This is a genomic window from Corallococcus sp. AS-1-12 (assembly GCF_020036995.1).
In the GTDB taxonomy this organism is placed as follows: Bacteria; Myxococcota; Myxococcia; order Myxococcales; family Myxococcaceae; genus Corallococcus.
Genome location: NZ_JAIQDD010000008.1, coordinates 55,616 through 79,368 on the forward strand (window position 1 = coordinate 55,616; position 23,753 = coordinate 79,368).

Annotated in this window: 22 protein-coding genes and 1 pseudogene; 13 read left to right on the plus strand and 10 right to left on the minus strand. The window is 71.6% G+C overall.

What is annotated here, in order from left to right:
* Positions 1 to 5: 5 nt before the first annotated feature.
* The 7 genes from K8556_RS15470 to K8556_RS15500 all read left to right on the plus strand — a co-directional run bounded on the left by K8556_RS15470 (position 6) and on the right by K8556_RS15500 (position 5,723).
* Positions 6 to 410 carry a F0F1 ATP synthase subunit epsilon gene (locus K8556_RS15470; protein ID WP_223740847.1) on the plus strand — a complete coding sequence of 135 codons (405 nt, stop codon included), beginning with the start codon at positions 6 to 8 and terminating at the stop codon, positions 408 to 410.
* A gap of 110 nt (positions 411 to 520) precedes the next feature.
* Positions 521 to 790 (plus strand): hypothetical protein, encoded by a 270-nt coding sequence (locus tag K8556_RS15475; RefSeq protein ID WP_206787250.1) that lies wholly within the window; start codon positions 521 to 523, stop codon positions 788 to 790.
* A gap of 414 nt (positions 791 to 1,204) precedes the next feature.
* Complete coding sequence (locus K8556_RS15480) at positions 1,205 to 2,236, plus strand: ADP-ribosylglycohydrolase family protein (RefSeq protein WP_223740848.1); 1,032 nt, start codon at positions 1,205 to 1,207, stop codon at positions 2,234 to 2,236.
* Between the two features lie 193 nt (positions 2,237 to 2,429).
* Positions 2,430 to 2,834 carry a phage holin family protein gene (locus K8556_RS15485; RefSeq protein ID WP_223740849.1) on the plus strand — a complete coding sequence of 135 codons (405 nt, stop codon included), beginning with the start codon at positions 2,430 to 2,432 and terminating at the stop codon, positions 2,832 to 2,834.
* Positions 2,831 to 3,328 (plus strand): hypothetical protein, encoded by a 498-nt coding sequence (locus K8556_RS15490; protein WP_223740850.1) that lies wholly within the window; start codon positions 2,831 to 2,833, stop codon positions 3,326 to 3,328. The genes K8556_RS15485 and K8556_RS15490 overlap by 4 nt, the downstream gene beginning before the upstream one ends.
* 36 nt (positions 3,329 to 3,364) lie before the next feature.
* Entirely contained in the window at positions 3,365 to 4,711 is a 1,347-nt protein-coding gene (locus K8556_RS15495; RefSeq protein WP_223740851.1) for a cytochrome ubiquinol oxidase subunit I, read from the plus strand.
* Positions 4,701 to 5,723, plus strand: coding sequence for a cytochrome d ubiquinol oxidase subunit II (locus K8556_RS15500; protein ID WP_223740852.1), 1,023 nt, complete (start codon positions 4,701 to 4,703; stop codon positions 5,721 to 5,723). The genes K8556_RS15495 and K8556_RS15500 overlap by 11 nt, the downstream gene beginning before the upstream one ends.
* Here the strand turns inward: K8556_RS15500 and K8556_RS15505 are convergent.
* The 6 genes from K8556_RS15505 to K8556_RS15530 form a co-directional block, all read right to left on the minus strand.
* Positions 5,713 to 6,240 (minus strand): hypothetical protein, encoded by a 528-nt coding sequence (locus tag K8556_RS15505; protein WP_223740853.1) that lies wholly within the window; start codon positions 6,238 to 6,240, stop codon positions 5,713 to 5,715. The two genes, K8556_RS15500 and K8556_RS15505, sit on opposite strands and share 11 nt — an antisense overlap.
* A 42-nt stretch (positions 6,241 to 6,282) precedes the next feature.
* Entirely contained in the window at positions 6,283 to 7,053 is a 771-nt protein-coding gene (locus K8556_RS15510) for an SDR family NAD(P)-dependent oxidoreductase (protein ID WP_223740854.1), read from the minus strand.
* A 57-nt stretch (positions 7,054 to 7,110) separates the two neighbouring features.
* Positions 7,111 to 7,692, minus strand: coding sequence for an SAM-dependent methyltransferase (locus tag K8556_RS15515; RefSeq protein ID WP_223740855.1), 582 nt, complete (start codon positions 7,690 to 7,692; stop codon positions 7,111 to 7,113).
* 154 nt (positions 7,693 to 7,846) lie between these two features.
* The gene (locus K8556_RS15520; protein WP_223740856.1) at positions 7,847 to 9,436 is read right to left on the minus strand and encodes a glucose-6-phosphate isomerase; all 1,590 of its coding nucleotides are present in this window, start codon (positions 9,434 to 9,436) and stop codon (positions 7,847 to 7,849) included.
* A 162-nt stretch (positions 9,437 to 9,598) separates the two neighbouring features.
* Positions 9,599 to 10,495, minus strand: a complete 897-nt coding sequence (locus tag K8556_RS15525) for a sterol desaturase family protein (RefSeq protein WP_223740857.1) — start codon at positions 10,493 to 10,495, stop codon at positions 9,599 to 9,601.
* Positions 10,496 to 10,515: 20 nt separating this feature from the next.
* Positions 10,516 to 11,163, minus strand: coding sequence for a TetR/AcrR family transcriptional regulator (locus K8556_RS15530; RefSeq protein WP_223740858.1), 648 nt, complete (start codon positions 11,161 to 11,163; stop codon positions 10,516 to 10,518).
* A gap of 605 nt (positions 11,164 to 11,768) precedes the next feature.
* Here K8556_RS15530 and K8556_RS39775 point away from each other — a divergent pair.
* Positions 11,769 to 11,936 (plus strand): annotated as a pseudogene (locus K8556_RS39775) (M23 family metallopeptidase); the annotation flags it as partial.
* Positions 11,937 to 12,158: 222 nt separating this feature from the next.
* Here K8556_RS39775 and K8556_RS15540 read toward each other — a convergent pair.
* Entirely contained in the window at positions 12,159 to 13,868 is a 1,710-nt protein-coding gene (locus K8556_RS15540) for a GTPase (RefSeq protein WP_223740859.1), read from the minus strand.
* Between the two features lie 79 nt (positions 13,869 to 13,947).
* Positions 13,948 to 14,655: a hypothetical protein gene (locus tag K8556_RS15545; RefSeq protein ID WP_223740860.1), complete on the minus strand. Its 708-nt coding sequence runs from the start codon at positions 14,653 to 14,655 to the stop codon at positions 13,948 to 13,950.
* Between the two features lie 313 nt (positions 14,656 to 14,968).
* Between K8556_RS15545 and K8556_RS15550 the strand changes: the two genes are divergently transcribed.
* Positions 14,969 to 16,288 (plus strand): hypothetical protein, encoded by a 1,320-nt coding sequence (locus tag K8556_RS15550; RefSeq protein WP_223740861.1) that lies wholly within the window; start codon positions 14,969 to 14,971, stop codon positions 16,286 to 16,288.
* A 78-nt stretch (positions 16,289 to 16,366) separates the two neighbouring features.
* On the opposite strand, the gene K8556_RS15555 is transcribed toward K8556_RS15550, so the two are convergent.
* Complete coding sequence (locus tag K8556_RS15555; RefSeq protein ID WP_223740862.1) at positions 16,367 to 18,646, minus strand: di-heme oxidoredictase family protein; 2,280 nt, start codon at positions 18,644 to 18,646, stop codon at positions 16,367 to 16,369.
* A 290-nt stretch (positions 18,647 to 18,936) separates the two neighbouring features.
* Between K8556_RS15555 and K8556_RS15560 the strand changes: the two genes are divergently transcribed.
* Together K8556_RS15560 and K8556_RS15565 are read left to right on the plus strand one after the other, a co-directional pair.
* A complete protein-coding gene (locus tag K8556_RS15560; protein WP_223740863.1) occupies positions 18,937 to 19,587 on the plus strand; it encodes a 2OG-Fe(II) oxygenase in 651 nt (216 codons plus the stop codon).
* Entirely contained in the window at positions 19,584 to 20,246 is a 663-nt protein-coding gene (locus K8556_RS15565) for an SRPBCC domain-containing protein (protein ID WP_223740864.1), read from the plus strand. The genes K8556_RS15560 and K8556_RS15565 overlap by 4 nt, the downstream gene beginning before the upstream one ends.
* 22 nt (positions 20,247 to 20,268) lie before the next feature.
* On the opposite strand, the gene K8556_RS15570 is transcribed toward K8556_RS15565, so the two are convergent.
* Positions 20,269 to 21,879, minus strand: coding sequence for a sodium:proton antiporter (locus K8556_RS15570; protein WP_223740865.1), 1,611 nt, complete (start codon positions 21,877 to 21,879; stop codon positions 20,269 to 20,271).
* Between the two features lie 183 nt (positions 21,880 to 22,062).
* Between K8556_RS15570 and K8556_RS15575 the strand changes: the two genes are divergently transcribed.
* Positions 22,063 to 22,965, plus strand: coding sequence for a dimethylarginine dimethylaminohydrolase family protein (locus K8556_RS15575; RefSeq protein ID WP_223740866.1), 903 nt, complete (start codon positions 22,063 to 22,065; stop codon positions 22,963 to 22,965).
* Positions 22,955 to 23,749 carry a hypothetical protein gene (locus tag K8556_RS15580; RefSeq protein ID WP_223740867.1) on the plus strand — a complete coding sequence of 265 codons (795 nt, stop codon included), beginning with the start codon at positions 22,955 to 22,957 and terminating at the stop codon, positions 23,747 to 23,749. Before K8556_RS15575 ends, K8556_RS15580 begins: the two co-directional genes overlap by 11 nt.
* Positions 23,750 to 23,753 lie beyond the last annotated feature (4 nt).

Here is a 23,753-nt window from a genome sequence, read left to right on the forward strand (position 1 = left end):
CCTTCATGGCCAAGCTGACTGTCGAGATCGTCACCCCCGAGAAGCGCATCCTGTCCGTGCAGGCCGACGAGGCCATCGTGCCGGGCGGAGAGGGCCTGTTCGGCGTGCGTCCCGGCCACACGCCGTTCCTGTCGCTGGTGGAGCCGGGCACGCTCACCCTCATCGAGGCGGGCAAGCAGGACCGCTACTTCGTGGCCGGCGGCTTCGTGGAGGTGAGCAACGACAAGGTGCTGGTGCTGGCGGACGCCGCCGAGCACGTCACCGGCATCGACGTGGCGAGCGCCCGCCGCCGCATGGAAGAGGCCCAGGCGCGCCTCAAGGACCTGAACAGCGCGGACGCGCGCTACGCGCTGGAGCAGGCCGCGGTGCGCCGCGAGGCCGCGCGCATCAGCGCCTCCGAGTCCCGCTAGGGGCTTCCCCGCGCGGTCTCCGGGAAGGGTGGTGCTCCGAAGCCCCGCGAGCCACGGGGGCCGGCGCTCCACCCTTTTCGCGTTCCAGAGCGCATGATGTGGCGCAAGTCATGAGCACGCCCGATTCGCCCGTCCTGGAGCTGTTCCACCGCATCGCGGATCCTCCGTCCGCCACCGCGCGCCGCTTCGTCACGGACCACGCGCTGGAGGACCGCGTGCGCTTCCGCAACCTCACCTACGAAGAGGTGGAGCAGGACTGGCGCGAGCGCGGCGGCCACACGTCCCCCGCGCTGTGGGACGGCGCGCGGCTGCACCAGGGCGCGGAGGCCGTGGTGGCGCGCCTGATGGCGGTGGTGAACCTGGGCCGCGACGACGCGTGATCCGCGCGCACGCGCATGGACGAAGTGAAGTCGCTCACGTCAAGGTGAACACCTGAGCCCGTGGGCACTCCACGCGCACGAGTCCACCCGTGCGTCCCTTTCGGTTCATGCGCAGCATTCGAAGTTGGACATGCATGCGGGCTCGCGCGTTTCCACGGGCTCGCCTGCTTGCTGAAACGCAGCGGGATGCGATAGCTACCGCGCCCCCGGTTGCGCCGCGGTGACGGCGGAGGAGGCGGACAGTGGCGATGCGCGCGGTGCAATCCAGCGGGACCTTTCTTGTCCAGCGCTCCACCGCACCCGCTTCGTGCACGTCAAGGCCCCATGATCGATCCGCCGTCGCGTCGCGCGCCATCGCAGCGTTCATCTCGGTGCTCGTCCTTGGCTGAGGCTCGGGTAATCTCCGCCCCTCCGATGCCGCTGACTCCCGCAGACCGCCAGGACCGTTTTCATGCGGCATTCCTGGGGCTCGCCATCGGGGATGCGCTCGGCTTTCCGCTGAGGGGCATCCCCCCGGCGAGCCTGGCGCGGCTGCCCGGCCTGGCGGAGGACTTCGCGCCCCGGCCGCGCGGCAAGTTCGCCAAGGGCCAGTTCAGCGACGACACGCAGCTCCTGCTCGCCGCCGCGGAGAGCGTCATCCGCGAGGGCAAGGTGGACGGCCGCAGCGCGGCGCTGCACCTGGCGTGGCTGTGGCAGGAGGGCATCATCCTCCAGCCGCCGCGCAGCCTGTCGGAAGCGCTGCAGCGGCTGGCGGGCGGCACGCCGTGGATGAGCGCGGGGGCTCCGCTGGGCACGAAGTGCCCGTCGGTGCTCAGCCGCGCGCTGGTGGTGGGGCTCTTCGAAAGCGGCCAGCGCGCGCGCCTGCCGCACGACGCGGGCGTGCTCACCGTCATCACGCACAAGGACCCCGTCTGCGCCGCCGCCGCGGCCGCGTTCGCGCAGGCCGTGGCGCTGGGCATGGAGCAGGAGGCCCTCACGCCCGCGGCCTTCTGCGAGGCCCTGGCGCTGTCCGCCGCCGTGCACGACAAGAACCTGGCGGAGGAGATCCGCCACCTGCCGCGCCTGCTCACCTGGGACACCCAGCGCGCCCTCAACCAGTTGCGCAAGGTGGGCGTGCCCCCCAGCGAGCTGAAGGGCGTGGACGGCCTGCCGTGCCACGTGGTGCCGGTGCTGCTCACGTCGCTGTACGCCACGCTGAAGGTGCCGCACGACTTCCGGGAGGCCGTGGTCCTCACGCTGCGCTGCGGCGGCGAGGCGGACGTGGCCGCCGCCCTCACCGGCGCCCTGCTGGGCGCGCACCTGGGCACCCGCGCCATCCCGGCCCGCCTGCGCAAGCAGGTGCTGTACGCGGAGAACCTGCTGGACACCGCGGACCGCCTGTTCCGCGCCCGCCAGGTGCGCGAGACGCTGGCCACGGCGATCGCCCATCAGAAGACCCGCCGCTAGCCGCCCGCCCCCAGCCGGCCCGCCCGGAGGGGTGGGGGCACCAGGCAGGCAGCCGGACGCGGCCGGGGTGTGCGGCGGGACTTCTCCCACACACCCTTCCTGACCACCTTGAGGGACAGACCGGGGACAGCCGGGACGCCAGGCAGGCGGCCGTCGGTGATGCCCTGGACGTCACCCTGTCGGAGGCACGGTCGTGGACCTCGAATCGGAACGCCTGGAGCGCAGCCAACTGGAGACGCTCTCCACCCCGGAGCTCATCCGGCACGCGCTGTCGGAGACCCGCCTGTTGGTGAAGGCGGAGGTGATGCACGCCAAGAAGGAGCTGAAGCAGGAGCTGCAGGCGGCCAGGCTGGCGGGCATCTTCCTGGGCGCGGGGGCCGTGCTCGCCCTCACGTCCCTGGCGGTGCTCTTCGTCGCGCTGGGCCTGGCGCTGCCCCTGGGGGCCGCCGTGGGCGTGCTCATCGTGGGCGCGGTGCTGCTGGCCGTGGCCGGACTCCTCCTGTTCCTGGGCACGAAGCGGATTCCCAAGAAGCCGCTGGTCCACACCCAGGAGCGCTTGAAGACGGACTTCCAGATGACCCGGGAGACGCTGCAATGAGCCAGGCCTCCGAGACCGAAGCGCACGTGGACCACGCCATCACCAGGCGCATGGGCGACCGCGAGCAGGTGGAGCAGACCGCGGACCGCATCCGCGACGAGCTGCTCCTCACCCTGGAGGAGCTGGACCGCCGCCGCACCCGCGCCACGGACGTGCGCTACCACGTCAACCAGAACAAGGACCTGCTCATGACCGTGGGCGCCGCCGCCCTGGTGGTGGTGGGCCTGGGCGTGGGCATCGCCATCTACCGCGCCCGCCACCACGACGAGCGCGTGCGCCGCCAGCGCCGCAAGGCCCTGGAGCGCGCCTGGGCCCACCCGGACCGCGTGGCCACCAGCATCGAGGACAAGCCGCTGGGCGCGGAGCTGGGCCGCAAGGTGGTCATGATCTTCGCCACCTCGCTCGCCACCGCCGTGGCCCGCAACTCCATCCAGACCCTGGTGCCCTCGCGCACCGTCACCAAGGTGCCTGCGGACAAGGATAAGAAATCCTGAATGCGTAAAATGCGCGCATAAAGCAGACTGATTTCCATGACGGACCTGCTCTATGCGCGCGCGCAGATGGGACTGTCGCTCGCGTTCCACATCGTGTTCGCGGCGGCCGGCGTGGCGTTGCCGGTGCTGATGGTGTTGAGCGACCTGAAGCACCGGCGCACGGGGGACGCGGACTACCGGAAGCTCAGCGAGAAGCTGGCCAAGGGCACCGCCATCCTGTTCGCGGTGGGCGCGGTGAGCGGGACGGTGCTCTCGTTCGAGCTGGGCCTGCTGTGGCCGGAGTTCATGGGCCGCTACGGAGAGGTGATTGGCCTGCCCTTCAGCCTGGAGGGCGTGGCCTTCTTCACCGAGGCCATCTTCCTGGGCATCTACCTGTACGGCCGCGAGCGCGTGTCGCCGGGCCTGCACCTGTTCAGCGGCGGGATGGTGGCGGTGAGCGGCGCGGCGAGCGCGTTCTTCGTCACGCTGGTGAACACGTTCATGAACAACCCGTCCGGCTTCACGCCCACGCCTTCGGGGCCCACGGACGTGCAGCCGCTGGTGGCCATGTTCAGCCCCGGCTGGCAGTACCAGACGGCGCACGTGCTCCTGTCCTGCTATCAGGCCAGCGCGTTCGCGATGGCGGGCATCCACGCCTTCATCCTGCTCAAGCACCCGGGCGCCGCGTTCCACAAGAAGGCGCTGTCCATCGCGCTGCCGCTCGCGTGCGTCACCGCGCTCGCGCAGCCGCTGGTGGGGGATTTGTCCGCGAAGCACGTGGCGCGCGCGCAGCCGGTGAAGCTGGCCGCGATGGAGGCGCACTTCGACACGGAGGCGGGCGCGCCCCTGCGGGTGGGCGGCTGGCCGGACGCGGAGAAGGGCACGGTGTCGGGCTCCATCGACCTGCCGAAGGGGCTCTCCATCCTCGCGTTCGCGGACCCCGACGCGGAGGTGAAGGGCCTGAACGAATTCCCCCGCGACGTCTGGCCGCCGGTGGCCAAGGTGCACCTGGCCTTCCAGGTGATGGTGGGCACGGGCAGCCTGATGGCGCTGCTCGCGCTGGTGACGCTGTGGCGCCGGTGGCGGGGCCGCGAGTGGCCGCACGGCAGGGGGATGATGCGCGCGTGGCTGCTGTCCGGGCCGCTGGGGCTGGTGGCGCTGGAGGCGGGGTGGCTCGTGACGGAGTGGGGCCGGCAACCGTGGATCGTCCGGGACGTGATGCGCACGGGCGAGGCGGTGACGCCGGTGCCGCACCTGGCCGCGCCGTTCTTCACCTTCACGGCGGTGTACCTGTTCCTGGGGGTGACGGTGCTCTTCGTGCTCTGGCGGCAGGTGGCGGGCACGCTGCCCAGGCCCCGGGAGCCCGGCGCGGACGTGGACGGCGAGGCGGCCCATGCCCATTGAGACGACGGTGCTGGGGTTCGCGGTGGCGGGCACGTTCGTGCTGTACGCGCTGCTGGGCGGGGCGGACTTCGGCGGCGGGGTGTGGGACCTGCTGGCGCGCGGGCCCCGCAAGGCGGAGCAGCGCGCGCTCATCGCCCGCGCCATCGGCCCGGTGTGGGAGGTGAACCACGTCTGGCTCATCGTGGGGCTGGTGCTGCTCTTCAGCGGCTTCCCTCGGGCCTTCGCGGCCTTGAGCGTGGCGCTGCACGTGCCCCTGACGCTGCTGGTGCTGGGCATCGTGTTCCGGGGCACCGCGTTCACCTTCCGCGCCTACGACACGCGCGGGGACGCGGTGGAGCGCCGCTGGGGCGTGGTGTTCAGCGTGGCGAGCGTGGTGGCGCCGCTGCTGCTGGGCATGTGCGTGGGCGCGGTGGCCAGCGACTCCATCCGCATGCGGGGGCACGCGGTGGTGAGCGGCTTCTTCGCGTCGTGGCTGTCGCCCTTCGCGCTGTCCGTGGGCGCGCTGACGCTGGGGCTGTTCGCGTTCCTGGCGGCCGTGTACCTCACGCACGAGGCGCGGACGCCCGAGCTGGCGGACGACTTCCGGCGCCGGGCGCTGGTGACGGGCGGGCTGCTGTTCCCGCTGGCCCTGGCCGTCCTGCTGCTGTCGCGCGAGGGCGCGCCCCGGGTGTGGACGGGCCTGCTCCAGACGCCGTTCGCCCTGGCGCTGCACGCGGGCACGGCGGTGGCGGCGGTGGCGGCGTTCGCGCTCCTGTGGACGCGGCGCTTCCGGGCCGCGCGGGTGGCGGCGGCCACGCAGGGCGGGCTCATCGTGCTGGGGTGGGCGGTGTCGCAGGCGCCGTACCTCGTCTATCCGGACCTGACGCTCCAGGGCGCCGCGGCGCAGCCGGTGGTGCAGCGGCTGCTGCTGGTGGCGCTCGGGGTGGGGCTGGTGACGGTGGTGCCTTCGCTGGTGCTGCTGTTCCGCGTCTTCGGGCCCCGGGGCCAGGCGCCCCGAACGCCTACGACTTGAGCACGGGGAACAGCGGCGGGTGCACGACGCGGGGCTTCTCGTCGCCTCGCGCCACCAGCACGCGGGCCCCTTCGAGCAGCTCCTCCGCGTCCAGTGCCTCCACCACGGTGCGCGCGGCCGTGTCGGGGTCCATCACGCGGCAGTGCACGCGCATGCAGCCCTCTTCCGTCTCGCCGCCCTCCACCTCGCCGTTACCCGTCCAGCCGAGCGCGTCCGTGAGCAGCTCCTCCACGGCGTTGCGCTGCTCGAAGTCGTGGCCGGTGCCCTTGCCCTGCACGGTGTACTCGACGAGCAGCACGGCCATGGCGTCCGGCTCGGGCTCGTCGTAGCCGGCGTCCACCTGGGGCTCGGCCTCCTGGGCGATGACCATGTCGGGGTCCTCGTCCGGGGGGACGGGGACGGTCTTCTGCTCGCCGCCGTCACCGACGCTGCCCCAGTGCACCGTGACGACGCCCTCGTGCTCCCACGCCTCCCAGTAGCGCAGGGTGTCGCCGTCCTTCTTGTAGAGCTTCAGCAATGCGTTGGCCTCATTCGCGCGGACTGCATACCGCAACTGGGCTCAGTAGGCACGGCCCTGGCCGCCGTCCACGGGGAGCGTGGAGCCCGTCACCCACTTCGCCCGCTCGGAGCAGAGGAAGGCGACCACGTCCGCGACCTCCTCGGGCGTGCCGAAGCGGCCCCAGGGAATCTGCTCGCGCACCATCTTGGCCACCGCCTCCGGGTCGTGCTGCTGGCGCCGGTCCCAGCTCCCGCCGGGGAAGAAGATGGAGCCCGGGGCCACGGCGTTGACGCGGATGCGGTGCGACGCCAGGTCCACCGCCATCTCCTTGGTGAGCGCGATGAGGCCCGCCTTGGCCGCGCTGTAGGGCGCGCTGGTGGCGTACTCGCGGCCGAAGATGGAGCTGATGTGCACGATGCTGCCGCCGCCAAGCTGGCGCATGATGTTCACCGCGCGCTGGCTGCACCACACGGCGGACATCAGGTTGCGCTGGAAGACGTCGTTCCACTGCTGGGTGCTGGCCGCGTCGAAGGCGCCCGCGCCGCCGCTGCCGCCCACGTTGTTCACCAGGATGTCCAGCGAACCGAAGGCGCGCACCGCGGAGTCCACCGCCAGGTACGCGCCCTCCTGCGTGGCCACGTCCGTGACGACCGTGGCCACCTGGGCGCCCTCGGAGCGCAGCTCCTTGGCGAGCGCATCCAACTGCTCCGGGTGGCGCGCGCACACGCACACCCGGGCGCCCTCGCGCGACAGCACCATGGCGATGGCCCGCCCGATGCCCCGGCTGCTGCCGGTGACGAGCGCCGTCTTCCCCGTGATTCCGAGTTCCATGCCGCCCCTTCTACCGCCGGCCAGGGCCGGGTGGGGGACGGGATTCACCCGGGGCGTTCAAAGCCGCTCGAAGATGTCCAGGCGCCAGGTGCCCTCCATCTCGCCGCGCAGGTGGCGCAGGTGCCTGGGGGTGAGCTGGCGGAAGGCGTCATGGACCTCGTGGCCGCCGCAGCGCATGTCGCGCGTCTGGCCGGTCCAGTGCACCAGGACCAGGTGCCCGCCGGGCTCCAGGTGCTCCAGGATGCGCTGCTGCGCGAGCGCCAGCTCCGGGAGGCTCCAGTAGGCGCCGCGCCCGGACACGAGGGTGAGGTCGAAGGTCTGCTCGGGGTAGCGGTCCGGCACGTTCATGCGCTCGAAGCGCACGTGGGACAGGTGGCGGCAGCGGTGGATGGCGCGGGCCTGGGCGGACTCGGAGGTCTCCAGGGAGAGCAGGGCCTCACAGCGCGCCTGGAGCTTCTCCGTGAGCAGGCCGGTGGCGCCGCCAATCTCCAGGCCGGAGCGGTAGCGCGCGCGGGGGAGCGAGTCGATGGTGACGTCGTAGCGGCTGCGCACGCAGCCCAGCGCGTCGAAGCGCCACGGGTCTTCGGCTTCTTGAGAGGGGACGGGAGGGGCCAGCAGGAAGGCGGAGGAGGGTTTCATCGAGAGGGCACCTGGGGGATGTCGTGCCTTCAGGATGGAACCCCCCCGGACCCTCCACATCCCGTCCGCCCGGGGCCATGAAGGTGTCGACCCCGGGGCAGTCCGGGCCTCGCCGGACGCGGGAGCGGTGCCTGCCCCCGCGGGCAAGGCTTTGTCACCCGGCCTGGAAGCGGGCCTCCGCCGGACGCGCGCCGCCCGAGCGCTTCACGCCGTGGTCGCCGTTCGCGGACAGGTGCTCCAGCAGCTTGAACACCGTCTCCACCTCGTCCGCCGCGCCAAGGTCCTGCGCCCACTGCTCCGCCGACCGCGCCTCCGCCTTCGCCGCCTTCAGCTTCGCGAGCAGCTTGCCCTGGAGCTCCAGCACGCGCCCCGCGGCCTTCTTGCCCGCCTCCACGCCCGGCTGGTGATAGGCGTTGATGTTCACCAGGCTCGCGTAGAGGCCCACCGCGCGCTCGTACAGGGCGATCAGCGCCCCCACGGTGCGCGCGCTCACGTCCGGCACGGTGAGCGTCATCGACTCGCGGCCCTTCTCGAACAGCGCCCGGCGCGTGCCCAGCAGGAACCCCAGCAGGTAGTCGCCGCTGGTGTTGTCACCCTCCACCGCCAGGGACTTCCCGTCCCGGTCCTTCAGCACCTCCACGAAGGTGACGAAGAAGTTGTTCACGCCCTCGCGCAACTGCTGCACGTAGGCGTGCTGATCCGTGGAGCCCTTGTTGCCGTAGACGGCGATGCCCTGGTTCACCACCTGACCGTCCAGCGACAGCTCCTTGCCCAGCGACTCCATCACCAACTGCTGGAGGTACTTGGACATCAGCATCAGCCGGTCCTTGTACGGCAGGATGACCATGTCCTTCTGGCCCTTGCCGCCGCCCGCGTGGAACCACATCAGCGCGAGCAGCGCCGCCGGGTTCGCCGCCACGTCACGCGCGCGCGTCGCCGCGTCCATGGCCTTCGCGCCCGCGAGGAAGCCGTCCACGTCCAGCCCCTGCAACCAGGCCGGCAAGAGCCCCACCGCCGACATCACCGACGTGCGCCCGCCAACCCAGTCCCACATGGGGAAGGTGCGCAGCCACTGGTGGCCCCTGGCGTAGGTGTCCAATTCACTGCCGTCGCCCGTCACCGCGACCGCGTGCGCGCCGAAGTCCAGGCCGCGCTGCTCGTAGGCGGCCTGCGCCTCCAGCATGCCGTTGCGCGTCTCCTTGGTGCCGCCGGACTTGCTGATGACGACGGTGAGCGTCTCCGCCAGCCGCTCGCCCAGGCCGTTGAGGACTCGGTCCATGCCGTCCGGATCCGTGTTGTCCAGGAAGTGCACCTGCATGGCGTCCCGGCCGCTGCCCAGCGCGTCCGCCACCAACTGCGGACCCAGCGCGGAGCCGCCGATGCCGACGATGAGCACCTGCGTGAACCTCGCCGCCTTCGTGGGCTTCACCTTGCCCGCGTGCACGTCCTTCGCGAACGCGGCCACCTGGGCCTGCATGTCCGTGATGGCCGTCTTCAGCTCCGCGTCCGGCGCCAGCTCCGGGGCGCGCAGCCAGTAGTGGCCCACGCGGCGCTTCTCATCCGGGTTGGCGATGGCGCCCTTCTCCAGCGCGTCCATGGCCTGGAACGCCGCGTCCATGCGCGGGCGCATCCCGTCCAGGAAGTCCGCGCCGAAGTTCATGCGGGAGATGTCCAGCGTGAGCCCCACGGAGGGGACGACGCACAGGTGCCGCTGGTACCGCTCCCACAACTCGCGCTCCGTCATGATCCGACTCCCTTGCAAGGGGCGCCGACCTCATGCGCGGCGCCCGCCAGAACCGACCGTCGCGGCGCACCGTAGCAAGGCCCGCACGGCCCGGACGCAACGATGTCGCGCGCCGCGTTGCCTGGACGTCGCTTCTGTCCTCCACCCGGAGGCGCGCGGTCCCTACGGTGCCGGGTGCGCGGCCTCCACGGACGGGGGCTCCGGCGCCAGCGCCCCCTTGGGCTTCCAGGCCGGGTTGCGGAAGATGTAGCCCAGCCGCTGGCTCAGCGGTCCGGGGCGGGCCGCGTCCCTCGCGATGGCGGCGAACTCGTGGAACGCGATGCGCACCGGGTTGTGCGTGGTCAGGTTCTTCGTCAGCCCGTAGATGGGGCGCTCGGTCTCCGGGACGAAGGTGCCGAAGAGGCGGTCCCAGAGGATGAGGATGCCCGCGTAGTTCACGTCGATGTACGCCGCGTTGGACGCGTGGTGCGCGCGGTGGTGCGAGGGCGTGTTGAACAGCCACTCGATGGGACGCGGCAGCCGGCCGATGGCCTCCGTGTGGATCCAGTACTGGTACAGCAGGCTCACCGCCTGCTGCGTGACGATCATCTCCGGGGAGAAGCCCAGCAGCGCCAGCGGCGCCCAGAACACCCAGCCCGTCATCGGCGTCCACGTCTGCCGCAGCGCCGTGGACAGGTTGTAGTGCTGGCTGGAGTGGTGCACCACGTGCGACGCCCAGAAGAAGCGGCTCTCATGGTGGACGCGGTGGAACGCGTAGTAGCAGAGGTCCTCCAGGAAGAAGAGCAGCACCCACGCCACCAGCCCGTGGCCCAGGCGCAGGGGCGTCAGGTGGTAGAGCGCCGCGTAGCCCGCGAACGCCACGCCCTTCCAGAACACGCTCACCGCCACGTTGCCCAGCCCCATGGAGAGGCTGGCCAGCGTGTCCTTCCACGTGTGGCCCTTGATGCGCTCGCCGCGCTCCCGCCGCAGCTTTCGCACCCAGAGCGCCTCGGCGATGACGGTGATGACGAACACCGGGATGGCCGGGGTGATGAGGTCGGGGATGTGCGACATGTCCATGGCTGCGGACCTCCTGCGAATCAGACCTTCGGGTGCGGTGGGGCGAACGCGACGCGCATGAAGCGCGCCAGCGTGTCCAGCATGCGGCGGTGCGCCGGGTCCTCCGGACGGGCGGCCCCACCCACCGCCGCGCCCTGCACCGCGTCCAGCGCCAGCTCCACCACGTCGTCGAAGTCCGGGTGCGTGGCGGCCACGTCCGGGAACAGCTCGCGCGCCACGCGGCGCATGTTCTGGCGGTGCGGACCGTCCACCGCCGCCAGCGCCCTCTGCAGCTCCGGGCTGGTGCGCGCCGCGACGTACAGCTCGATGGCGGCCTGGAGCTCCGGCCGCTGGTACGCGGCCCACAGCATGTCCACCGCCGCCCCCACCCGGTCCTTCCCGGACGGACGCGCGCCCACGCCCGCGAGGAAGTCCTGGATGAGGCGCGGGAAGAGGTGCTCCACCGCCACCGCGAGCAGCTCCTCCTTCGTCTCGAAGTGCGTGAACAGCGCCCCCTGCGACACGCCCGCCCGCTTCGCCACCTCCACCGTCGTCAGCCGCGCGTAGCCCTGCTCCACCAGCGCCTCGATGGTGGCGTCCAGCAGCTTGCGGCGCGTCGACTCGCGGCGCTCCGCCTGCGTGCGGCGCGCCGGGGCCGCGGCCTTCCTGGGGGCGGACTTCGGGGACATGCCGGGACGATAACCGCCCACTTAAAAAGTGACCAGTCACTTTTGGAAGGGGCCTTCCGGGGTGCCGGACCACCGCCGTCCGGGCCTGCCCGTGGGGCGTCCGTGCAGGCGGGCGTCTGTCTTCAAGGCCGGTCAGATGACAGGCATTGGAGCGGCAAGGATTGAGAGACGCAGAGCCTGCCAACTGGACAGGCAGGGAGCCAGGCGCTCCTATGCTTTTGATACATCTCCCCTCTGGAGTGTGGTCAAGAATCGCCCCCTTGAGACAGAGCGGGGCGCGGCTCGGCTGCTAGTGATCCGTTCGGGATCAGGCAAAAATGTCTGGGAAATACCGCAAGCACTTGCGCTGGTTGTCCGCCCGCCCCGATATGAACATCTCCGCTCTTTTCGTCGGCTCCCTCCTCGCTTCGGCGCCTGTTCTCCCTCCCTCCGCCACGGCGGCCGCGAACATGCCCGAGGTGGGCGTGCCCTTCGCGTGTGGCCGCATCTACACGGTGAGCCAGGGCCATGAGACGGGCAGCCACCAGCACAACGACACGTTCGCGTGGGACTTCCGGATGCCGGAAGGCACGCCCATCGTGGCGGCGCATGACGGCGTCGTGCGCATGGCGCGCGGTGACAGCAGGCAGGGCGGGTGCGGCGAGCAGTTCGCGCCGCTGGCCAACTACGTCGTCATCTCCCACGGCGACGGGCTGGAGACGCAGTACCTGCACTTCAGCGCCGTGGTGGTGAAGGCCGGTGAGAAGGTGAAGGAGGGCCAGCTCATCGGCTTCTCCGGCGCCACGGGCTGGGCGTGCGGCGCGCACCTGCACTTCAAGGTCGCCAAGGAGCAGGGCGCCGGGTGGAACAACCCCTCCGTGCCCGCGCGCATCGTGGGCTATGGCGACCCGGTGCGTGACACGCTGGTGTCGGCGCCGCTGTGCAAGGACTCCGCGCAGCCGATGATGGCCTCCAACGGCGGCGTCCACGTCCCGGGCCAGGCCGTCATGTCCATGTCACCCGACAGCGCGAATCCGCTCCAGGATGCGACGCGCGGCCTGCCGCCCGGTGCCAAGTCCATCATCGACGGCCTCTCCCAGCCTCCCGCCCAGGGCGGCGAGGGCCTCGACAAACCGGCTCCGGCCCGCGCGCCCCGCATGGCGAGCGGCTCCGACGAGACTCGCTGACGCGAGCAGCGCTCCGGCGCCCGCGAGCAGCCCGAAGAAGGCCCCCGCGTTGACGAAGTACTCCAACGGCAGCAGGGGGCCTTCGACGTAGCCGCGCACCACGCGGTAGCCCACGTGCCCCAGCAGCGCCAGCAGGGGCAGGTTGATGAGCGGCAGCACCAGCCACCGGGCCGTGCGCCACCAGCGGGCCACGGCCTCCGCGACGGCGGTGGAGGCCGTGTAGCGCCAGGCGCCCGCGCGGGTCACGCGCAGCTCCGCCAGCATCACCTCCACGTCCGGCACGCCCAGCGCTTCCGCCTCCAGGCCCTGCGTGCGCGCCACGCTGCGCGCCTCCGCCAGGGCGGTGCGCGCGGCGGACTCCGCGAGGAAGTCGTCCTCGAAGGGCTCCACCACGGCCACCTCCGCGGCGCGGGCGCGGGCGCGGTCCCTCACCGCGTCCACCACCGTGGAGGCCGCCGCCACCGCGAGCCCCGCGGGCAGGCTGCGGCGCGCGACGAGCGCCCCCACGCCCATCCCGGACGCCCCCCACAACGACAGCCGCAGCCCCCACGCGGCGGGGCCCCAGAAGCGGCCCGCGGCCTGCCTGCGGACCTCCGACGCCAGGTGCCCGTGGGCCAGGGACAGCCGCGCGTCGAAGTCCGCCTGGAGCGCCTGCGCCGCGCGCGAGAGCCCCGCGTCCAGCGCGGTGCGCGTCCTCGCGAGCAGCGCGTCCGTGTCATCGAGCGCCTTCTGCACGGTGGAGGCCAGTTCCTCCAGCGCGCCCAGGGCGTTGGTGTGGCGCACGCGCGCGGCGACGGCCTGGGTGGCCAGCCCGCGCAGGTGGAAGAGGAGCGGGCCGAACTCGCCGGAGACGTCCTGGCCGTCCTTCGCGGCCCTCGCGCTGATGGCGAAGACGGGCACGTCCTCCGCGGCCAGGCCGTAGTGCTGGGTGGCCACGCGGCGGACCTGGGACTTCAGCGCTTCGCGCGACTCGGCGGACAGCTCGTCCGCGAAGTTGAGGATGAAGACGAGCGCGCGGCGGCGGGCGAACTCGGTGAGGAACTCCACCTGGGTGGCCTCCGCCACGCTGCCCCGGTGCATGACCACGAGCGCCACGTCCGCCTTGTCCAGCGCGGCGCGCGCGACGTCGCGGTGCTGGGTGGCCACGCTGTTCAGGTCCGGCGTGTCGATGAAGACCTGGCCGCTCCACAGCCCCTGGGGCCCGGGCGTGTAGCGCACCACGCGCGCGCCGGTGCGGGCCAGCTCGTCCGTGGCCGTGCCCTCCGGCGCGAAGAGGGTGGAGGCGGTGCTGGTGGGGCGGTCCACGCCCTCGCGGGAGAGGTTCTGCCCGGAGAGGGCGTTGAGCAGGGTGGACTTGCCCGCGCCGGTGGCGCCCACCAGCGCGACGACGAGCGGCGCGTCCTTCCGGGCCACGCCCCGCGCGTAGTCCTCCAGGAGCCGCTCCAGGCGCGGGCCATGGGGCTGGAGCGCGGGCAGCGACAGCGCGTCGGTGAGCAGCGGGCGGAGGGCTTCGGGGTCGGGGAGGCGGGTGTCGTCCACGGAGGGGCCAGCGTGGCGTGGCGCGCGCGTGCTGGCTACCGGGATGTGCGGTGACGGTGCGCCAGCGTGCATTCCCCCTTCAGCCCGCGACCGCCTCCGCGGCCCGCGGGACCTGGGCCGTGTCCCCCACGGTCTTCCAGAGCCAGGCGTTCACGTCGAAGCGCGGGTCGCCCAACTGGCGCCCCAGGTCGATGCCGTCCCAGGCCAGGTGTTGATCCTCCGGAGGGCCCAGGTCGCCGAGCGTGCCCATCAGCTTGTTCCACTGCGCTTCGGGAGAGCTGTCGTTGGAGGCGCCGAACATCGCGTAGAAGGCCAGGTGGTGCGTCGGATCCTCCCGAGGGCCGTCGTCGTCGAGCCGGCGGGTGCGAAAGCCGGTGGGCGGGAGCGGGTGCGGGTGGTTGAGGTTCCAGCGCTGCTCCTGCTCCGACGTCAGGCCATCCAGTCCGGAGTCGGTGCCCGCGAACAGCAGGCCCAGGTCGCGCCCGGCCTCCGCGCCGTGGATGCGCGTGGTGGGCCCGTCGCCGGTGGTGAGCAGCCACCGGACGCGCTGGACCGCGCGGGAGAACAGCTCCAGCGCGAGCCGCCCCTCCCGACGCTCCTCCTCGGCCCGCTCCCGGAGGAAGTCGCGCCGCAGGTGGGCGTGCTGCCGGAAGAACTCGCGCACCGCCGCCACCCGCCGCGCCGCGACGGCGGTCAGCCAGTGTCCCCGGGCCTCCATGAAGGCCACCGCCTCCACCTGGAGCTCACTGTCGGAAAGGGGAGGCGGAGGGGCGGGATGCTGCGCCATGGGCGTTCTCCGGGAAAAGGAACGCCGGAAAGGTCGGAACGCTTCACGAGGCTGGGAGTGGGGAGTCCCCCTCACCTGTCTGCCATCGCGCATCCCGGACGCCGAGCGTGCGCCCGTGCGCAGTCGCCTGGGCCAGCCGGGTGTCAGGCGGCCTCCGCGCATGTGTTCTCGCGGTGGAGGAGGGGGGCGCGTTCATGCGCGCACCGTGAGCCCGGGGAGCTGCTTCGCGCTTCGTGAGAATAGCGGCCGGGGCCGGCGTATCCCCCTTGCTCGAGCGCGGCCGTCGCCGCTGGCTCCTTCCTGGGTGGCATTCATGACGCGATACCTGACCGGCCTTCCTCACCTCCTTCCCTTCGCGGTGGCCTCCGTCCTGGCGGCCTGCGGCGGAGACCCGGCCGGGCCGGGGGAGGACCCCGGAGAGGACCCCTCCCCCAGCGGCTGTGTCCGGACCATCTCCAATGACGTGACCTCCACGACGGCCTGGGCGCCGGGGGAGGAGCGGTGCTCGTACGCGGTGACGGGCGTCGTGGAGGTGAGCGGCGCGCTCACCCTCGCCCCCGGCACGGTGGTCCGCTTCGGCCCCGACGCGGGACTGCTCGTCACCGCGACGGGCTCCCTCCACGCGGTGGGCACCGAGGCCGCGCCCATCACCTTCACGGGGACGACGCCCACGCCGGGCTTCTGGAAGGGGCTCGCCTTCAAGTCCAACACCCCCGAAAACGCGCTGGAGCACGTGGTCATCTCCTACGCGGGCAGCGAGCAGTCCTTCTGCTGTGACTTCTTCTACGGGCCGGGCGGCAGGCTGGAGGCCCGGGCGGCCGTGGTGGTGGGCTCCAACCTGGGCGCCGGCAGCCAGGTGCGGATCGCCCACACGACGGTGGAGAAGAGCGGCACGCTGGGGTTGTTCGTCTTCAACAAGGCGCGGCTGCCCGGCTTCTCGCGGAACCTCTTCCGGGGCAACGTGGGCGCCCCCGTGGTCGTGAGCGTGTCCACCGCGGGCGCGCTGGACGGGGAGAGCCTCTACTCCGGGAACAGCCCCACCCAGCCGGAGGCCAACGGCGACAACGCCGTCCACCTGGTGGCGGCGCCGGAGGCGGACACCGCCACGGCGCAGACGCTGCGCAAGCTGGACGTGCCCTATGGCGTCTCCACCGGCCTTCCGGACACGACCGTGGAGTACGCGGGGGCGCTCACCCTGGAGCCGGGGGTGCGCCTCCAGTTCGAGGCGGAGTCCGGGCTCCGCATCACGGAGACGGGCTCCCTGGTGGCGCGAGGGACGGCGGAGGCGCCCATCGTGTTCACGGGCAGGACGGAGACGCCGGGGTACTGGAAGGGCATCTCCATCCTCTCCCTGAACCCGGACAACGTCCTCGCCCACGCGCGGGTGACCCACGGCGGCTCGGACCCCTTCTGCTGTGACTACTTCACGCGCACCGGTGACATCCGGGCCAGCATCTCCGTGGGGAGCGCCCTGGGGCGGGGACAGTTGCAGTTGACCAGCTCGCTCGTGTCGCAGGGCGCCGGCTGGGGCGTCTTCGTCTTCAAGAACGCCACCTTCACCCAGAGCGCCAGCACCTACGACGGCAATGCCGCCGGCACCGTGGGCTACGAGGCGTCGCCGCTCGCGCCCTGAGACGACACGACGCCGGACGCGAGGGGCACGGCTGGCCCCTCCCGCCCGGCGTCCGTGATTGAAGCCGGCTCTGACGCCTTACAGCGAGTTGACGAACTTCAGGAGCGCGTTGCGGTCGGAGGCGCTGAGGTTCACGAAGGCCTGCCTGGCGGCCTCGCCCTCGCCGCCGTGCCAGAGGATGGCCTCGGTGACGTTGCGCGCGCGGCCGTCGTGCAGGTACGCCTCACCGCCGGACACGCCCGCCGTCAGGCCAATGCCCCACAGCGGCGGCGTGCGCCACTCGGCGCCGGAGGCCTGACCTTCCGGCAGGTTGTCCGCCAGGCCCGCGCCCATGTCGTGCAGCAGCAGGTCCGTGTACGGCCGGAGGGTCTGGCCGCGGAACTCGGTCATCGCCGCGTACGGGCTGGTGGTCAGCGTGGGCGCGTGGCACTTCGCGCAGCCCGCGTTGGTGAACACCGTCTCACCCTGGAGCGCCGTCGCGTCCGAGTGGTCGCGGCGCGCGGGGACGCCCAGGAGCGCGATGTAGCGGGTGAGCTTGTCCAGGTCGGCGTCGGACAGCTCCGCGCTGGTGCCCGTGCAGCCCTGCTGCGACGTGCCGCAGTCCTGCGTCTTGAACACGTTGGACGTCACGCCCATGTCGCTGTTGAGCGCCTCGGCCACCTGGTGCTTCACGCGCGCCGCCGCCGCCTTCCAGCCGAAGCGGCCCATGCGGGTGACGCCCGTCTCCGGGTCCTTCACCGTCTGCATGCGGCCGGAGATGCCGTCGCCGTTCGCGTCGTTGGGGTCCGCCAGGCCCGCGATCTGCGACTCCGGCACCGCCTCCAGCAGGCCCATGCCAATCAACTGCGGCGTGATGCGCGCGGAGAAGTTCGTCGGCGTCACGTTGAGGAAGCTGTAGTTGGGCTTGCGCAGGCTGTACGTCGCGCCGCCGTTCAGCGTGCCGCTCGCCGTCGTCGTCCAACTGGAGATGCGCACGTCCGCCTCCGGCGTGCCGCTCACCGCGCGCGGCTGGAGGCGGAAGCCCAGCGCCGGATCCACGGACACCACGCCGTTGTTCACCTTGCCCACCTTCACCACGTAGTTGTCCAGCGTGGTGTTCGTGGTGGAGGGCGGCAGGCCGCGGCCGTTCTGCTTGTGGCAGGAGACGCAGGACACGTTGACGTAGTTGTTGCCCAGCTTGTTCGCCTGCGCGCTGAAGACGGGGTTGTCCGGCTCGGAGTGGCTGCCGTCGCGGAAGTTCGTGTGGTGCAGCCGGCGGCCCTCCACGAAGGGCTGCGCGTTCACCGGCGCCAGGTTCGTGGGCATCTGCAGGAAGCGGTTGTCCGGCTCGTTGGAGAACGGCGTGTGCAGCGTGCCGCGGCCGCCCGACCAGGCCTTCTCCGGCAGCGGGAAGGAGTCGCGCAGGCTGCCCTGGCCCTCGAAGGGCACCAGGCCGCCCTGGCCCACGATGTAGAGCATGCCCGTGGAGTAGTAGTTGAAGCGGCCCTCCACCGGCTGCTGGAGGAACACGCCCACCTCCAGCTCCATCCGGTCGCCGTTGCGGATGGCGCGGCCCTCCTTGGCGTTGAAGTTCACCGACGCCGTGTACTTGTAGTCGTTGACCTTGGTGAAGTCCGCGTTGTGCCAGTACTCGGCCACCGTGTTGATGCCGCGGAAGAACGCGCGGAAGTCCGGCGAGTCATACGGATAAATCGTGTACAGGTTCACCGTGATGACGCTGCCGCCCTTGGCGACCTCGTCCACGATCTCAATCCAGTGGGTGCGCTTCTCGAAGTACAGCTTCAGGTAGTGGTCGTAGGCCTGGTACTGGTCCTCGCGCATGTGGCGGTCGCGGACGCGGTCGCCCACGCGGGTGATGAGGGCCGTGGAGGTGTTCTCCACCGTGGCCGCCTCCAGCGCCGTGCTGCTGGTGAACAGCGGCACCACCGGGCCCGCGTCGCCGTTGGGCGGAGGGCCGGCGTCCACGCCGGTGCCCGCGTCGGTGCCCGTGCCCGCGTCGGTGCCCGTGCCCGCGTCCGTGCCGCCCGTGCCGGTGTGCGTGTAGCGCGTCCAGGCCGTGTCCCGCGCGCAGGCACAGGACACGTCCCAGTACGTGAAGAAATAGTCGATGGTGTTGCCGGTGCTCAGGCCGGTGACGGTGTACTGGTTGCGGCCTCCCGTCACCGTCATGCGGATGTTCTGCTGTCCGCCGCCGTTGAGCACGTAGTGGATGTCCGCCCAGTCCGTCGTGTCGACGTAGAAGACGGCGGAGGAGCCCGATGGCGTGACGCCATACGTGGCGGCTTCTGCGGATGGCACCGCCAGACAACTGACGGCCAGGAATGCGAGCGCGATTCCCGTGAGTCTGCTTCGGCTCATGGTTGCGAACTCCGGTGTGGGGGTGGATGGGGCGTGGGACGGCGTGCGCTGCGAAGGGGACTTCGTAGCTTGTCCGAAGAAAGTCTGAACGCCCTGGGAGCCGCAAGGTGGGAGTCCGGAGAATTCGACTTAGACGTGATAACTGATAAATAAGCGAAAATGATGCAAAGCGTAACGCGCTGTGTTGTCAGGGATTGACGCGTCGTGTTGCCAGACGCCGTGAAAGGGCCCGGCCCCGAGTGACGGCGGGGGATGGGGCGGCGCGGCGTGGGTGGGTAGACTCCGGGGCCATGCGCTTCCAGCCACCGTGGGGTGGAGCCTTCCGGCTCGACACCTTCTTCCACCGCACTCCGGACGTCCTCCCCGAGGAGACGATGGCCTCCATCCGCTCGGCCATCCTGGGCTCGTCGCTGCTGGGGGAGTCGAACCTGTCGGGGCAGTTCTCCGGCACGTACGGCTTCTCGCTGACGTTCCGCCGGGACGCGCTGCCGGAGGTCCACGAGCGCTTCCCGGCGTTCGCGCCGTACCTGGCCCGGACGCTCCTGCCGGAGTGCAACGCCTTCCTGCTCAACCCGCTGCTGGTGGGCAAGGGCCGGAACGTCGCGGCGCACATCGACCGGAGCCTCGAGTTCTACGGCCCCAGCATCGGCTGTCCGGTGGCGGTGAGCGTGCTGTATGTCCAGGTTCCGAAGGAACTCCGGGGCGGGGCGCTGCGGCTCTACCACCGGGGCGGAAGGGTGGCGGAGCTCGCGCCGCAAGAGAACGCGCTGGTGATGTTCCGGGGCGACCTGCTGCACGAGGTGGAGGCCATCACCTCCGGCGCGGAGTCGATGCGGGAGTCGCGGATCAGCCTGGTGGTGGAGCAGTACCGCGCGCCGGAGGAGCAACTGGCCAACGTGCCCCGCTTCGAGCTGCGCACGCGCTCGGGGGTGCGGGCGTGAGCGACCTGACGCTGGAGTGGACGCTGCCCGCGCCGCCGGACGCCGTGTTCCCCGCCTTCTCGGAGCCCGCGCTCATCCGCCGCTGGTTCGGCGCGCCGCCGGGCTGCTACCGCACGCACGCGCCGGACCCCGGCGCGCTGGGCCAGCCCTACCGGGTGGGCCTGCGGGACTCGGCGGGCCGGGTGTTCTCGCAGGTGGGCTGCATCGTGCAGGTGGAGCCGGGGCGGTTCCTGGCGCTGGAGATGGACTGGGAGGGCGGCGGGCCGGTGCCGCCGGGGCGCACCCGGGCGGAGCTGACCTTCCATCCGGCCGGAGACGGCACGCGGCTCCAGCTTCGCCAGGGCCCGTTCGCGGACGACGCGGCCCGGGACGCGCACCGCGCCTACTGGGCGGCGTGCCTGGGGCGGCTCGGGCGCGTGGTGGCGGGCGAGGCGGTGCCGTGCTTCGAGGAGTTCTGGGAGGAGTCGCGCGGCTACGTGGGGCCGCTGGCGGTGGCCGCGTACACGGTGCTGGCGGGGCTGCGCGAGTCGGGCGCGCCGAAGGAGGCGGTGGCCCACGTGGAGGACCTGCTCTACACGCACCTGTCGCGGCTGCGCGAGGACACCGCGGACGTGCTGGGCGCGGTGCTCCAGTCGCGGGTGGAGGGCGGCGCGAGCTGACGCCGCCGCCCCCCGGGGACGCTCAGGAGGCCAGGGCCCGCGGCGGAGGCGTGCCGGTCTCCTCCTCCGGGACGTGGGACTCCGCGTCCTTCGCCTGGGCGATGCGCTCGTCCAGCTCCGCGGTGAGGTGCTCGAAGACCTCCTTGTTGAGCGTGCCCTGCTGGTAGGCGCTGAAGAGGGCGTCCTTCTCCACGACGAGGACGCGGCGGATGGCCTCCTGCTTCTCCTCGTCGTGGAAGCGGTTGGACTGCTGCTTGAGCGCGATGAGCTCCTGCTCCACCGCCTGCGCCTTCTGCTGGTAGTCGCGCTCCAGGGGCTCCAGCGTGTCCACCGGGATCTCGCGGCCGCGCCGCATGGCCTCCAGCGACGCGAGCGCCGCGTGGATGGCGCCCAGCCTGCCGCGGGCCAGCTCGTACTGCTCCTGATAGACGTCCTTGATGCCGGTGATGCCCAGCGCCTTGAGCATGGGCGCCATGGTGAGCCCCTGGACGATGATGGACAGCACCACCACGCCGAACGTCATGTTCACCAGCAGCTCGCGGTGGGCGAAGTCGTTCGGGAGGCCCAGCACCAGCACCATGGACACCGCGCCGCGCAGGCCGCTCCAGGTGAGCACCGCGCTCCACTTCCAGGGCAGCTTCTCCGACGTGAAGCGCAACAGGCCGGACACGCCGTAGACGACCACCGCGCGGCCCAGCAGCACCGCCCCGTACGCCAGCAGGATGGGCAGCCACGAGTCGAGCAGCGACGATAGCTGCACCTCCAGGCCGATGAGCAGGAACACCACCGAGTTGAGCGCGAACGCCAGGTACTCCCAGAAGCTCTCCACCGCGATGCGCACCGTGGGGCCCATGCCCTCCTGGGCCGCCCAGTTGCCGCACACCATGCCGGCCACCACCACCGCGATGACGCCCGAGTAGTGGAAGTGCTCCGCCACCACGAAGGACCCGTACGCGGCGATGACCGTGCAGGTGATCTCCACCATGGCGTTCTCCACGCGCAGGATGACCTTGCCCACCACGAAGCCCACCGCCGCGCCGATGACGGCGCCCATGCCCGCCACCTTGATGAAGTCCATCACCGCGCCGCCCGCGGTGAACGCCTGGCCACCGGCCACGCCCACCACCAGGGTGAAGAGCACCACGGAGGTGCCGTCGTTGAGCAGGCTCTCGCCCTCCACCAGGATGGCCAGCCGCTTGGGCGCGCCCAGCGCCTTGAACAGGCCCACCACCGCGATGGGGTCCGTGGACACGATGAGCGACGCGAACACCATCGCGTGGATGAGGCCGAAGCCCTCCAGCGCGTTCAGCCCGCTCATGGCCGGGGACAAGAACAGCGCCGTGAGCGCCATGGACGCCACCAGGCCCGGAATCGCCAGCGAGGTGATGGCCAGCTTGTTCTTCATGAACTTGCGGAAGTCCACGTGGAACGCCGCCTCGAACAGCAGCCCCGGCAGGATGACCGCGAACAGCAGCTCCTTCGTCAGGTGCGGCGGTTCAAAGGCCTGCACGATGCCCAGGCCCAGGCCCGCCAGCACCAACGCCACCGTGTACGGAAACTTGAAGTAGCGCGCCGCGATCGCCACCGCCGTCGCGATGGAGAAGAGCAGCACGAAGGCCAACTCGAAGTGCATGAATCCCCAGCCCCGTTTGTGCTCAAAAATGGCGAGGATGCCATGCGCGCGGGGCGGTGGGGCAACCCCCTTCCGGGGGGAAAGTGAGAGGGGACGGGCAGGCGTTGCATTTTGCCAGACTGTTTTCTCAAGCCTGGAGACAGACGCGTTGTGAGGCTTGGAGCCGGTGGCTAGAAGCGAGGGATGATGGACCTCTTCCTGATGTCGCCCCCGGGCCGGGGCTGGGCGTTGCGAGGCCGTTCGAACTTCCGCAGCCGTGAGGCCGCTCCGGCGGATGCGCGCGGCGCGCGGCGGGAGTGGCTGACGCTCGCCCGGCACATTGAATCCCGGGGCGGCACGGTGGTGGCGCTGCCCTCGCCGTCGGACGCGCTGACGGGCATGCCCTACGCGGCCGAGTGCGGCCAGGTGGTGGCGCGCGAGGGCCAGGCCCCGCTGTTCCTCCTGCCCCGGATGATGAGCGCGCATCGCTTCGCGGAGCGGGACCACTGGGCGCCGCTGGCGAAGCGCCTGGGCCTGGAGGTCGTGGACCCCGGCGTGGGCATCTGGGAGGCGCATGGCGACGTGGCCACGTTCGACGGCGTGACGCTGCTGTTCTGGGGCGGGCGCACGACGCTCGACGGGCTGGAGGCGGCGCAGCGGTCCTTCCCCGGCGAGGTGCTGCGCGTGCAGGTGCGCGAGCCCGCCTTCCACGGGAACATGGCGGTGCTCCCCCTGCCGGCGGTGGACCGGCTGGTCGTGTGCCCGGACGTGATGGCGCCGGAGTCGGTGGCGCTCCTGGAGCAGCGCTTCGGCGCGGACCGGCTGGTGCGCGTGACGGAGGCGGACATCCGCCGCTACGCGACGAACGGGCTGCCGCTGGGCAGGGACCTGCTCGCGCCCACGGTGATGCCCGCGCACATCGCGGAGACCTACGAGCGCCTGGGCATGCGCGTGGTGTCCATGCCCATGCCGGAGCTGACGGAGAAGGGCGGCGGCTCGTCGCGTTGTCTGGTGTCGCGCGCGTCGGTGGACGCCTCGCGCGTCACGCTCCCGCCGGAGTACCGGCTGGACGTCGTGGCGAAGGACCTGGAAGCCGATGGCGGGTGAACTCGCGTCGCTGGCCCAGGCGTTCTTCGCCGCGGCCCCGGAGCTGTCGTTGCAGGCGCTGGGCTCCGGCGTGCATGTCCCGTCGCTGGACCTGTCGCCGTACGGCATCCCGGTGAAGCACCTGCTGGCGGAGCACAACGCGGAGCTCGCGCGGCAGTACCTCACGCTCAACCAGTTGGCGTTCGGCGGCATCGGGGTGCCGCGTTGGGTGCTGTCGGACCTGTACCTGCTGCCCGGCGCCATCGGGCTGCTGCGCTGTCCGGCGCGGCTGCTCAAGGCGCCCGCGCGGGAGCGGCTGCTGCTGGCGGACGAGGAGCCGGCCATTGGCGCGGCCTGCTACGTGGCGCCGTCGCTGACGCCGGGGCTGTTCGTGGGCGTGTCGCTGTTCAGCTTCCTGCCGGGGCGCAGCGCGTCCGCGTGGGTGAAGCTGCTCACGCTGGGCATGGTGCGCGCGAAGCGGCTGCGCGGCGTCACCCAGTGGGACAACCCCGCCGTGCGCGTGCACTCGCGGCTGGGGCCCATGCGGCTGGTCGGGCGCGTCCCCGGCGGACACGAGTACGACGAGCGCACCTTCGTCTACGAGACGGACCTCTCCGACGAGGCCCGCGTGGCCCGGGCGATGCTCCGGGGGGACGCGGCCCTGCCCGCCGTGCGCATCCCCGTCACCGACCTGCTGTCGCTGGGCACGCTGCTGGACCGCGCGGAGGCCGGGGCCCGGCTGGAGCTGGTGCCGCCCGGCCAGGACGACGGCCACGTGCTGGTGCGCGAGGTGCCTCCGGGCTGAGGGC

Bases quoted from the DNA above. Each gene is read 5' to 3' on its own strand.
- K8556_RS15545 (WP_223740860.1), bottom strand. From the start codon at position 14,655: ATGGCGCAGCATCCCGCCCCTCCGCCTCCCCTTTCCGACAGTGAGCTC.
- K8556_RS15480 (WP_223740848.1), top strand. From the start codon at position 1,205: ATGCCGCTGACTCCCGCAGACCGCCAGGACCGTTTTCATGCGGCATTC.
- K8556_RS15490 (WP_223740850.1), top strand. From the start codon at position 2,831: ATGAGCCAGGCCTCCGAGACCGAAGCGCACGTGGACCACGCCATCACC.
- K8556_RS15515 (WP_223740855.1), bottom strand. From the start codon at position 7,692: ATGAAACCCTCCTCCGCCTTCCTGCTGGCCCCTCCCGTCCCCTCTCAA.
- K8556_RS15570 (WP_223740865.1), bottom strand. From the start codon at position 21,879: ATGCACTTCGAGTTGGCCTTCGTGCTGCTCTTCTCCATCGCGACGGCG.
- K8556_RS15580 (WP_223740867.1), top strand. From the start codon at position 22,955: ATGGCGGGTGAACTCGCGTCGCTGGCCCAGGCGTTCTTCGCCGCGGCC.
- K8556_RS15520 (WP_223740856.1), bottom strand. From the start codon at position 9,436: ATGACGGAGCGCGAGTTGTGGGAGCGGTACCAGCGGCACCTGTGCGTC.
- K8556_RS15560 (WP_223740863.1), top strand. From the start codon at position 18,937: ATGCGCTTCCAGCCACCGTGGGGTGGAGCCTTCCGGCTCGACACCTTC.
- K8556_RS15525 (WP_223740857.1), bottom strand. From the start codon at position 10,495: ATGGACATGTCGCACATCCCCGACCTCATCACCCCGGCCATCCCGGTG.
- K8556_RS15475 (WP_206787250.1), top strand. From the start codon at position 521: ATGAGCACGCCCGATTCGCCCGTCCTGGAGCTGTTCCACCGCATCGCG.
- K8556_RS15500 (WP_223740852.1), top strand. From the start codon at position 4,701: ATGCCCATTGAGACGACGGTGCTGGGGTTCGCGGTGGCGGGCACGTTC.
- K8556_RS15575 (WP_223740866.1), top strand. From the start codon at position 22,063: ATGATGGACCTCTTCCTGATGTCGCCCCCGGGCCGGGGCTGGGCGTTG.
- K8556_RS15510 (WP_223740854.1), bottom strand. From the start codon at position 7,053: ATGGAACTCGGAATCACGGGGAAGACGGCGCTCGTCACCGGCAGCAGC.
- K8556_RS15555 (WP_223740862.1), bottom strand. From the start codon at position 18,646: ATGAGCCGAAGCAGACTCACGGGAATCGCGCTCGCATTCCTGGCCGTC.
- K8556_RS15495 (WP_223740851.1), top strand. From the start codon at position 3,365: ATGACGGACCTGCTCTATGCGCGCGCGCAGATGGGACTGTCGCTCGCG.
- K8556_RS15530 (WP_223740858.1), bottom strand. From the start codon at position 11,163: ATGTCCCCGAAGTCCGCCCCCAGGAAGGCCGCGGCCCCGGCGCGCCGC.
- K8556_RS15470 (WP_223740847.1), top strand. From the start codon at position 6: ATGGCCAAGCTGACTGTCGAGATCGTCACCCCCGAGAAGCGCATCCTG.
- K8556_RS15550 (WP_223740861.1), top strand. From the start codon at position 14,969: ATGACGCGATACCTGACCGGCCTTCCTCACCTCCTTCCCTTCGCGGTG.